At 40.1% G+C, this 10,385-nt stretch carries 10 protein-coding genes; 7 read left to right on the forward strand and 3 right to left on the reverse strand.

The window, feature by feature from the left end; genetic code table 11:
• Nucleotides 1-258: 258 nt before the first annotated feature.
• Nucleotides 259-1,680, forward strand: a complete 1,422-nt coding sequence (locus AC1DRQ_RS19910) for a DUF1593 domain-containing protein (RefSeq protein WP_477426523.1) — start codon at nt 259-261, stop codon at nt 1,678-1,680.
• 79 nt (nt 1,681-1,759) lie between these two features.
• Nucleotides 1,760-2,953: an enoyl-ACP reductase FabV gene (fabV, locus tag AC1DRQ_RS19915; RefSeq protein ID WP_477426524.1), complete on the forward strand. Its 1,194-nt coding sequence runs from the start codon at nt 1,760-1,762 to the stop codon at nt 2,951-2,953.
• A gap of 208 nt (nt 2,954-3,161) precedes the next feature.
• On the opposite strand, the gene AC1DRQ_RS19920 is transcribed toward fabV, so the two are convergent.
• Complete coding sequence (locus AC1DRQ_RS19920; RefSeq protein ID WP_321561494.1) at nt 3,162-3,365, reverse strand: helix-turn-helix domain-containing protein; 204 nt, start codon at nt 3,363-3,365, stop codon at nt 3,162-3,164.
• Between the two features lie 3 nt (nt 3,366-3,368).
• Nucleotides 3,369-4,373, reverse strand: coding sequence for a DUF2975 domain-containing protein (locus tag AC1DRQ_RS19925; RefSeq protein ID WP_477426525.1), 1,005 nt, complete (start codon nt 4,371-4,373; stop codon nt 3,369-3,371).
• A 295-nt stretch (nt 4,374-4,668) separates the two neighbouring features.
• Between AC1DRQ_RS19925 and AC1DRQ_RS19930 the strand changes: the two genes are divergently transcribed.
• From AC1DRQ_RS19930 to AC1DRQ_RS19940, 3 genes are all read left to right on the forward strand, one after another.
• The gene (locus AC1DRQ_RS19930; protein WP_477426526.1) at nt 4,669-6,960 is read left to right on the forward strand and encodes an ATP-dependent helicase; all 2,292 of its coding nucleotides are present in this window, start codon (nt 4,669-4,671) and stop codon (nt 6,958-6,960) included.
• A gap of 159 nt (nt 6,961-7,119) precedes the next feature.
• Complete coding sequence (locus AC1DRQ_RS19935) at nt 7,120-7,485, forward strand: helix-turn-helix domain-containing protein (protein ID WP_477426527.1); 366 nt, start codon at nt 7,120-7,122, stop codon at nt 7,483-7,485.
• A 233-nt stretch (nt 7,486-7,718) separates the two neighbouring features.
• On the forward strand, nt 7,719-8,021 hold the full coding sequence (locus tag AC1DRQ_RS19940) for a hypothetical protein (RefSeq protein WP_429396382.1): 303 nt from the start codon (nt 7,719-7,721) through the stop codon (nt 8,019-8,021).
• Between the two features lie 18 nt (nt 8,022-8,039).
• Here the strand turns inward: AC1DRQ_RS19940 and AC1DRQ_RS19945 are convergent, their stop codons facing one another.
• Nucleotides 8,040-9,479 carry a tetratricopeptide repeat protein gene (locus AC1DRQ_RS19945; protein WP_429396379.1) on the reverse strand — a complete coding sequence of 480 codons (1,440 nt, stop codon included), beginning with the start codon at nt 9,477-9,479 and terminating at the stop codon, nt 8,040-8,042.
• Nucleotides 9,480-10,024: 545 nt separating this feature from the next.
• On the opposite strand from AC1DRQ_RS19945, the gene AC1DRQ_RS19950 reads away from it, so the two are divergent.
• Both AC1DRQ_RS19950 and AC1DRQ_RS19955 read left to right on the forward strand, forming a co-directional pair.
• Nucleotides 10,025-10,171 carry a hypothetical protein gene (locus tag AC1DRQ_RS19950; protein WP_429396376.1) on the forward strand — a complete coding sequence of 49 codons (147 nt, stop codon included), beginning with the start codon at nt 10,025-10,027 and terminating at the stop codon, nt 10,169-10,171.
• A 63-nt stretch (nt 10,172-10,234) separates the two neighbouring features.
• Nucleotides 10,235-10,378, forward strand: coding sequence for a hypothetical protein (locus AC1DRQ_RS19955; RefSeq protein ID WP_429396373.1), 144 nt, complete (start codon nt 10,235-10,237; stop codon nt 10,376-10,378).
• The last annotated feature ends 7 nt before the right edge of the window (nt 10,379-10,385 follow it).

Below are 10,385 nucleotides of genomic sequence, written 5' to 3' on the forward strand. Positions count from 1 at the left end.
CCCGGCTCCAAGCCATAGGTGTTCGGAAGAAATAAAAAGAAAGTTCGGGCTTAGTGCGATTCCTTCCTTGGGGAAGGGGAAGGTAGGGGTTTATTGAACATTACAGGTTTAATCATACGTAGAAACCCCTCCCTGCCACTGCACAATCCGCCACACCCCTCCCGTGGGGAGGGAATAAATGAGAAAACCCTCATCGTTATTTTTTGCGTTAAGCATAGTTAATGCTTAATATTATAACAAACTTTAAACTAAATCCTTATGACAACATTAAGGCAGTTTATTTCTGTTATAATGCTTACGCTATTTTTGCCGGTAACTGCATCATCGCAGGTAAATCATAAATTGCGGGTACTGGTGTTAACTGATATTGAGGCCGACCCTGATGATTCGCAATCTATGATCAGGTTTTTGACCTATAGTAATCAATGGGATATTGAAGGCCTCATTGCTACTACCTCCATCCATCAAAAAACCAGGGTAGCACCCGAAACCATCCATGAAATTTTAAACATTTATAAAAAAGTTCAGCCTAATTTATTAAAGCATGAGCCAGGTTATCCATCTTTTGAATATTTAAATTTTAGGGTAAAAAAAGGTCTGCCGGTTTATGGCATGGAGGGTGTTGGTAAAAACCATGATTCGGAAGGATCAGAATGGATCATTAAAACATTGGAGAAAAACGATCAGCGCCCGGTTTGGATCTGCGTCTGGGGTGGCACCAATTGTTTGGCACAGGCACTCTGGAAAATTAAACAAACAAAAACTGCCGGTGAGGCCCGGGCCTTGTATAAAAAGATAAGGGTTTATACCATATCTGACCAGGACGACTCAGGTCCCTGGATCCGTAAAACCTTTCCCGATCTGTTTTTTATCTGTAGTCCCGGTTATACTTATGGCCAGGCTACCTGGCTGGGTATGTCCTTTTCATTTCCTGGTTCGGACACGCAGGTGGTGAGTAACGAATGGCTTGCCAAAAATATACAGCAGGGACATGGGCCGCTGGGGGCTGCCTACCCGGATGTCGCTTATGGTATGGAAGGCGATACCCCCTCCTTTTTAGGGTTGATTTCGAACGGATTGAATGATCCTGAGCATCCAAACTATGGCGGCTGGGGTGGCCGGTATGAATTTTATACGCCGCCATTGTCAAAAGCGCCCGATCCTTTCGCGCGACCAAACTGGCCGGTTACCGAACAGGAAACTCGTCCGCTTTGGGCAAATGCCGAAGATTCAGTTTATTCGGCCACCGATAAAAAAGGTTATAAAAGTATACAGGCTACTGTTTGGCGCTGGCGGCAGGAATTTCAAAATGATTTCGCGGCACGCATCGCCTGGACCACCAAAAGCTACGCGGCTGCTAATCATCCCCCGGTACCGGTGTTGGCACATGCCGATCATTTCACCGTAAAATCGGGCCAGCAATTTCATTTAAATGCGAAAGGCACTTATGACCCGGACGGTGATTCGTTAAGTTACTTATGGTTTCAATACCCCGAGGCGGGCACTTATAAAGGTTTGGTAAGCTTTAAGCCTTATTCATCTAACCTGTATGACCTGCCAGTTACAGCGCCTTTGGTAACCGCGGCACAAACCATTCACTTTATTTTAAAGGTTACTGATAAAGGCACGCCTGCGTTAACCCGGTACAAACGTGTTATAGTAACCGTATTGCCCGAATGATTTACCACGCAAAACTTTTTGAACCATTTTCAGAAAAGAATTCTTATATATGCCCATTGTTTAAATCTATTACCCTTTTATGATCATCGAACCTAAAATACGCGGCTTTATTTGTTTAACAACACATCCTAAAGGCTGCGAGCAAAATGTAATAAACCAAATCAATTACGTTAAATCAAAAAATAATCCCGGCGGCACCAAAAAAGCGCTGATCATTGGAGCTTCAACCGGTTTCGGGCTGGCTTCCAGGATCACCAGCGCATTTGGATCTGGCGCTGCAACCATTGGTGTTTACTTTGAAAAACCACCGGCTCCGGGCAAACCCGCATCTGCCGGATGGTATAATACCGCGGCTTTTGAAAAACAGGCACATGAAGCCGGCTTATATGCCAAAAGTCTTAATGGCGATGCATTTTCTGACGAGATCAAACAAAAAACCATCGACTTGATCAAGGCCGATCTGGGCCAGGTTGACCTGGTGATCTATAGCCTGGCCTCGCCACGCAGAACAAATCCTAAAACTGGCATAACACACAACTCGGTACTTAAACCTATTGGCGAAGTGTTTACCAATAAAACGGTTGATTTTCATACCGGCGTGGTATCTGAAATTTCTATTAACCCTGCCAATGAAGAAGAAATAGCCAATACAGTAGCTGTAATGGGCGGCGAAGACTGGCAATTTTGGATCGATGACCTGAAAGCAGCCGGTGTGCTTGCCGATGGCGCGGTAACAGTTGCTTACTCCTATATCGGCCCTGCGGTTACCGAAAAGGTTTACCGTAAAGGGACCATAGGCAGAGCAAAGGATCATTTGGAAGCGACTGCAAAACTGATCAACGACAGGTTAAAAGATATTAACGGCAAAGCGCTGGTTTCGGTAAATAAAGCGTTGGTAACCCAGGCAAGTTCGGCCATACCGGTTATCCCGCTGTACATTTCCCTGCTGTATAAAATCATGAAGGCCGAAGGCATACATGAAGGTTGTATTGAACAGATACAGCGTTTATTTGAGCAACGCCTGTATACCGGCGGCACTATCCCTACCGATGCAGCCGGCCGTGTACGTGTTGACGACCTGGAAATGCGCGAAGATGTGCAGGCCAAAGTAGCTGATCTGTGGCTAAAAGCAACCACCGAAACACTCCCAGCACTTGGCGACCTGAAAGGTTACCGGGCCGATTTCATGAACCTGTTTGGGTTTGAAGTTGCCGGAGTAAATTATCAGGATGATGTTGATGAAATGGTAGCTATTCCGGGATTGGTAAGCTGATAATACCTTAAAGGAAACAGTCATCCTGAACTTGTTTCAGGATCTCACGGAACGGCTAACCACCATACTAACCATCTTGTGGGGTGCCGAAACAAGTTCGGCATGACCTAATAGAATAAAAGAAACCTGCGAAGTTTTTTAAAAAACTTCGCAGGTTTCTTTTTTAAGTAACATATATTAAAAAGGCACGCCGAAGTAAAAATTAAATTTACTCCACAAACTCCAGAATATCACCGGGCTGACAGTTCAATATGCGGCATATAGCTTCAAGGGTTTCCAGTCTTACAGCTTTGGCTTTGCCGGTTTTAAGTATCGACAAATTAGCCATAGTGATGCCTACTTTTTCACTAAGCTCTGTTAATGACATTTTGCGCTTTGCCATCATCACATCCAGGTTTACAATTATAGGCATGGTTTATACGGTTAAATCCTGTTCGTCTTTCAATAATTTGCCCTGTCTGAAAGCTTTAAACAACAGCAAAAATACAATTCCTATACCCATCATTTTCCAATCGTTGCTCAAGCTCTGGATATTGAATACCACATCCTCCGTAAAATAACTATGGAATATAACAGGCATCAGCATATTCAATAAAAACGCCAGTACCGGAAAACCGAGTAAACTCAGTGCTATAAGCCGCAACCGATTTATGTTTTTTTGGGTAAACGAGAGCCCTTTCGACACATCAATAATAAAATTCAAAAACGCGGCTACCAGATAAAAATAATATAATGTAATTAGTATCCCAATAACCAGCATAACGGGATTTAAAATATCACTTACCGTTTTACTTATAGGTATCATGATACAGTTTTCGTGGCTGTCATATCTGAATTTAACAGGGACATCGGCCTCATGCACCAGGTAATCTTTAGTACCGTTCTTTTTGAACGATACCTTATCAACAATGGCCTTCCGTACGTATGACTGTTTATGCTCCACATAAAATTTTACAGAATCTGAGCTATACTGTACAAACGTTGATCTTTTCAGTTTCCAGCCGGTCAGTTTAATATAATATTGCTTTATACCGGGAATATCCAGCTTAGTACAGGTATCGCAAAGCATGTCATGATTTATAGTACAGGTATCGCAAAGCCTGCCTCCACCCATACAGATCAACCCATCCCACTGAAATCCTCCCAGACCATAAAACTCACCATTTCGTAACTGGCGTGTACGGTTAATCTTTTCTTTTAATTTGAGATACTCAAAATAGGGCAGAGAGTCTGGAACCTCCGGATCAATCGCTGGTAAATGATTGCTCCAGGTATAGGTATCACCGGGCACATCGTTGGTATGGTACATTCTATTACTGCTGGTGAAGTAAATGCTTGCTATTATTATAGCGCTATAAAAAATCACAACGCTAATAATTAAGCCATTAACCAGCATATTGGTACTGATCCTGATCTTCATAATTTGATTATAGGTTTAGTGAAACAATAATATGAAATTTTATTGAAAAACAAATATATTTTATTGATTTACAATAAATAATTATTGTTAGCTTGTATTGTGCATAAACGTATCCCAACTTGGTTTTTAAACTATTCCCTCCGTAGAACAAAACTTTAGCATAAAGCTCCTCCAATGTTATTTATCCACCTTTCCCACCTATTGTTAATATTTTTATCCATTCCATTGCCAATCTTACTTTCCCCTTTCGGCTCAAAACCTTAATTTCGCTGTTTCAAGAAAAGAGGAAAAGATTTTGGATTATTTACAGGGTTTAAACCCCGAACAAAGGGCAGCGGTAGAACAAACCGAAGGACCGGTAATGATCATTGCCGGTGCCGGATCGGGCAAAACAAGGGTTATTACTTACAGGGTAGCGCATTTGATACGTAAAGGGGTCGACTCCTTTAATATACTGGTGTTAACCTTTACCAATAAGGCCGCGCGCGAAATGCGCGAGCGTATAACCCATGTGGTTGGCAGTGAAGCCAAGAATATTTGGATGGGTACCTTCCACTCGGTTTTTGCCAAGCTGTTACGTGTAGAAGCCGATAAAATAGGCTATCCCAACAACTTTACCATTTACGATACTGACGATAGCAAGAGTGTACTAAGGGCCATTTTAAAAGAAATGAACCTTGACGATAAGCTGTACAATGTAAATTTTGTACTCAACCGCATATCGGCATCCAAAAACAACCTGATATCATGGCAGGAATACAATAAAAATGAACAGATCCAGGCCGACGACATGTCGAGCGGACGCGGCCAGCTGGGTAAGATTTATGAAATGTACGCCACCCGTTGTTACCGGGCAGGCGCTATGGATTTTGACGATTTGCTGTATAAAACCAATGAACTGCTAAAACTACATCCCGAGGTACTGAATAAATACCAGCACAAGTTTAAATATCTCATGGTTGATGAGTACCAGGATACCAACTTTTCGCAATACCTTATTGTAAAAAAACTGGCTGCCGTTAACGAAAACCTGTGTGTTGTGGGTGACGATGCGCAAAGTATCTACGCCTTTCGCGGGGCCAACATCCAGAACATCCTCAATTTTGAAAAGGATTACCCCGATCTGAAAGTATTTAAGCTGGAGCAAAATTACCGCTCCACCCAAAACATTGTAAATGTTGCCAACAGCATCATCAGCAATAATAAGGAGCAGCTTAAAAAGAATGTTTTCAGTGAAAAGGAAACCGGCGATAAAATAAAGGTAATGCGTGCCTTCAGCGATAACGAAGAAGGCAAAATGGTAGCCGAAGCTATTATGCAGGACAGAAGCCTGAAAGGCCGTAAATGGCATGACTTCGCTATCCTGTACCGCACCAACGCGCAGTCGCGCTCTATGGAGGAAGCCCTGCGTAAATTGGGTATCCCTTATAAAATATATGGCGGCCTGTCCTTCTATCAACGCAAGGAAATTAAAGACCTGATAGCTTATTTCAGGCTTACTTTTAACCCAAATGACGAGGAAGCGCTGAAACGTGTTATCAATTACCCAAAAAGGGGCATTGGCGATACCTCGGTTGATAAGATCATTGTAAGTGCCGATCAAAACGGGATAACGCCATGGGAAGTGATCGTGGAGCCTGCTAAGTATTTGGAAGGAAAGATCTCGGGCGCGGTAAGCACCTTTGCTACCATGATCCAAAGCTTCCAGGTTCTTTCCAAAACAAAAACGGCTTATGAGTCGGCATTGTATATTGCACAGCACTCGGGCTTGCTCAAAGATCTGTATGAAGATAAGTCTGTAGAGGGCTTGAACCGCTACGAAAACATACAGGAGCTCCTGAACGGTATCAAAGAATTTTCTGAAAGAGAAGATATTGAAGAAAAAGGTCTGGACATTTTTATGCAGGATGTTGCCCTGCTTACCAACGATGATAAGGATAAGGACAAAGACGCCGATACCGTATCGTTAATGACCATACACTCCTCAAAAGGACTTGAGTTTCCGCAGGTGCATGTAGTGGGCCTGGAAGAGAACCTGTTCCCTTCGCAAATGTCACTCAACTCCCGCAGCGATCTGGAAGAAGAGCGCCGTTTATTTTATGTAGCTGTTACCCGTGCCGAAACTAAGCTGACCATCAGTTATGCCACTTCCCGGTTTAAATTCGGTACACTCATTAGCTGCGAGCCCAGTCGTTTTTTAGATGAGATAGATGCCAAGTACCTGGAGCTTGATTACAGCGCCAAAACATCAACCAGCAATAATCCGTTTTTTGATGATGACCGCAAAGCCTGGAGCGGCAAACAGGCCGATACATTTTCAAAACCCAAACCGGCCACATCTGCTCCGGTAAAAACAACATCCATACTGGCTAAGGCACACGTGCCATCGCCTAATTTTAAACCATCAGATACATCAAACCTCCAGGTTGGAATGGAAGTTGAGCATGAGCGGTTTGGTTTTGGCAAGGTACTAACCCTTGAAGGTAACAAGCCCGATATTAAAGCTACCATATTTTTTAAGGAGATAGGCCAAAAACAACTCCTGTTAAAATTCGCGAAACTGTTTATCATCAACAATATCAACTAAGGGTTAATCCACACTTTCGTCTCAATTTCGTGCAAATATTTCCCCACTTTTTTAAATATCCCGCTAAAAAGCGCCTCATTATGGTGCTTTTTAACAGGAATTAAATGATGGCATACCGTTTGGATATGTTTCATGACTTAATTATGAGGAAATATTAACATGAGCGATACTAAAAAGAAAACCAACAAATCTGTTGGAAAGAATATCAGAACTTTACGTCACCAACACGGATGGAGCCAGGAAGATGTAGCAAACCGTTTGGGCATTTCGATTCCTGCTTTCTCGAAAATTGAAACAGGCGTAACCGATATAAATTTATCACGTCTGGAGCAAATTGCTAATATCTTTGAAATAAACGTAGCGCAAATACTGTCTATCGATGCTGAAGACATTGACATTACACCCTCAAACTTAAGCATTGCTCAAAAGAAACTGGTTGACCGTGAATCAGAAATTGYAAATTTACAACGCAAGGTGATACTACTTTACGAAGAACTGCGTAATAAAAGCCTGTTAGCATTATAGTTTTTAAATAAAATGTGTTCTGTAAACCTTACAGTTCACATTTTATAATACAATTATTGCTACACAATACTGATTAATCCATTTCTCCAGGTTAAATATTGGTTAATTATATTTAACTACAGTAAATTTTTATACACAATATAAGATAAGCATACCGATTTGCATTTTTTATCCCCTATAATTTAAAATTTGGAGTAAAAATTGTGGCATACGCATTTTATAATAAAATGTATATGTCAAATTATCTTATATCAATTTCAAAAAACCAGGCTTTGAAAGATGGTACCATCCATGACCCTAAGAGCAAGCTTAAGGTTAAGGCATTTGACCTTTTACAATCAAGGTTTAAACCCAGGCAGGGCGAAGTAAGATTTTTTGTTACTGCCGGCAAAGAAACCCTCGCCTTTGAAACGGAGGGTTATAATAAGCACCGTCAGCTGCTCATTTTGCAAATGATATCCTGGTATTGTATTTACCTGGGGCTTATAGAGGCACAGATCCATTCTACATGGCCCGTAGCGTTTAACCTCAACTAATATTTATAAAGAAATAATTCAGGAATTGCTGCCCCGTGATGGGTTGTGCAGCATGTCGCTCATTTCAATTATTTTTTCGTCAATCTCTGAAACGCATTTATCCATCATATCAATACATTCCTGCTGATCAACCAAACCTTCTTTTTCAAGATTTATTAAACCACGCAGCGTGGCAATAGGCCCCCTGATCTGGTGCGACAGGTATGATGAATGTTCTGAGAGCTTTTTATTTTTGATCTGGAGGTCTTTTGTACGTTCATCTATTATTTCTTCCAGGTGATGGTTAATGCGGTCAAGGTTATCCTTTTGCCTTAAAACCTCTCCATTTAGCATGGTAAGCTGGGCATTGGTTTTTGCCTTACGCTTTACATTGCCCACCAATAAGCCAATAACAACAAGCAACAAGCCCGCTACGGTACATACAGCCCAAAACCGGGAGCGGTCATAAGCCTGCCGCTCAGCAATACGCTCATTCTCTTTAAGCTGCTCCTCCTGGTTACGTTTAGCTTCTACCAGGTTCATCTGTACAGATACGTTAGTTTTGTACGTGGCGCTGTCAAGCTTATATATTTCTCTTAAAGATGCAAGGGCGCTTTCAAAGTTCTTCCTGTTTAGTTCAAGTTCATACGTAGTGTATTTGTAATCATATTCAAGCTTGGGATCTTTAACAAGCTGGGTGTAAGCAGTGCCCTCCTGTACCATTTTTTCGGCATCATCAAAGTTACGCTTAGCCATGTACAACGAAGCCAGTGTAAGATCGATACTGGCTACCGATTCATTCAGATCCCTTGATTTTGCTCCTTTATTAGCTTCAAGCAATAAACCCAGCGCTTTATCATAATCCTTTAATTTATAATATATAACGCCCCTGTTTAACAAGCATTGAATAAGATTAACAGAATCCTGCAACTTGCTAAACAGCTTATAGCTTTTATCATAATAATTAAGGGCCTGAAACAGGTTGTTTTTGCGATTATAAGTATTACCGATGTTCAGGTATGAAGCAGCTATCAGTTTATTATCACCAATTTTTTTTGCTATAACCAGTGATTTGTTTAAATAAACCAGTGAGCGGTCATAATCATGGTCCCTAAATAAAACCCCAATGTTGTTATAAACTTTAGCTTCGCCTTTTAGATTACTGGTTTTAGTAAAATAAGCAAGGGAGTTAAGGTAATTATCAATAGCTTTTTCGGGCTGGTCAAGGTAATATTTTCCAATGCCTATAATACGATAAGATTCTGCAATACCATCTAAATAACTGAGTTTGGTAGCCAATGCCAATGCCTTGGTCGCGTCCTCAACTGTTTGTTTAGGATCGGTCAACCTATTTGAATAAGCCTGGCTATTTAAATTTATTACCTCGTTTGTATCCTTCGCCGCCACCTCATTAATATCCTTTGCATATACGGTAAGAGTTACAAGAAAGAACAATAAAAATGTATAGGTTTTTCTCATTAGAGCACTTTTACGGTCAATTATCGTGAAAGTTATAAATTATACTGAAATATATCTAATAATAGCGATAAAAAGGTTGTTTAAAACTATTTTATTTTTTTTATTAGCAATAATAAAAAAAATATTTATATTTGTGTCATTAATTAATTGATATACAGTGGTTTGATTGGATATTATTTTGAAAAAAATAATACTTAAAAGACATAAAAATAGCCCTTTATACTACGATTTAGTAGCATAAAATACTTATTTGAACCATATGTAAACTATTATACTATCAAATAATTAAAACTTAGTTGATTTTTTATATTAACGAACATGAATATTGGGTTTAAAAGTACTGATTATCCGGAGATAATGTCATCATAAATCCGAACAATTTAGTATACACTTTTGGCACACATAAATTAACTTTTGTACAGAAAAGTGTAAAAATCAGGTTCAGTGGTATTAAAAATTGGCAATTAAAAACTAATTGAATATTAGTTACAATATTATTGAACAATAGTTAATCGAATATAATAATAATATAAATATTAATCATCATGAAAAGAACCATTTTATTGACGTTGCTTGTAGTAAGTACAGGAGTTTTATCATCGTCATCAAAAAAGAGTACAGCAGAACCTCAACAGTTGAGCTTTAATAAAATAGCCACTGGGTTTAAAAGAGATTTAGGCAGCGCCGATTGATCTTTTTAAATTTTGCTCAAAACATTTTAATCAAATCTGAACAGGCATTAAAAATATAAAATCATGAAAAAATTGATCATCATCACCTTAGCTATCCTTTTCACCGGCATCGTTTCATCATGTAAAAAAGCAAACGTACGCGCTGAATTTGCCGATGTACATTCATTCGTAAACGGATTTAAAAGAGATCTGGGCAGTGCCGACTGATCTTAAA

This window comes from Mucilaginibacter sp. P4_E8, from assembly GCF_056401495.1.

What these genes read in the sequence shown, in the direction of transcription:
- AC1DRQ_RS19910 (WP_477426523.1), top strand. Translation starts at nt 259, where the DNA reads ATGACAACATTAAGGCAGTTTATTTCTGTTATAATGCTTACGCTATTT.
- fabV (WP_477426524.1), top strand. Translation starts at nt 1,760, where the DNA reads ATGATCATCGAACCTAAAATACGCGGCTTTATTTGTTTAACAACACAT.
- AC1DRQ_RS19920 (WP_321561494.1), bottom strand. Translation starts at nt 3,365, where the DNA reads ATGCCTATAATTGTAAACCTGGATGTGATGATGGCAAAGCGCAAAATG.
- AC1DRQ_RS19925 (WP_477426525.1), bottom strand. Translation starts at nt 4,373, where the DNA reads ATGAAGATCAGGATCAGTACCAATATGCTGGTTAATGGCTTAATTATT.
- AC1DRQ_RS19940 (WP_429396382.1), top strand. Translation starts at nt 7,719, where the DNA reads ATGTCAAATTATCTTATATCAATTTCAAAAAACCAGGCTTTGAAAGAT.
- AC1DRQ_RS19945 (WP_429396379.1), bottom strand. Translation starts at nt 9,479, where the DNA reads ATGAGAAAAACCTATACATTTTTATTGTTCTTTCTTGTAACTCTTACC.
- AC1DRQ_RS19950 (WP_429396376.1), top strand. Translation starts at nt 10,025, where the DNA reads ATGAAAAGAACCATTTTATTGACGTTGCTTGTAGTAAGTACAGGAGTT.
- AC1DRQ_RS19955 (WP_429396373.1), top strand. Translation starts at nt 10,235, where the DNA reads ATGAAAAAATTGATCATCATCACCTTAGCTATCCTTTTCACCGGCATC.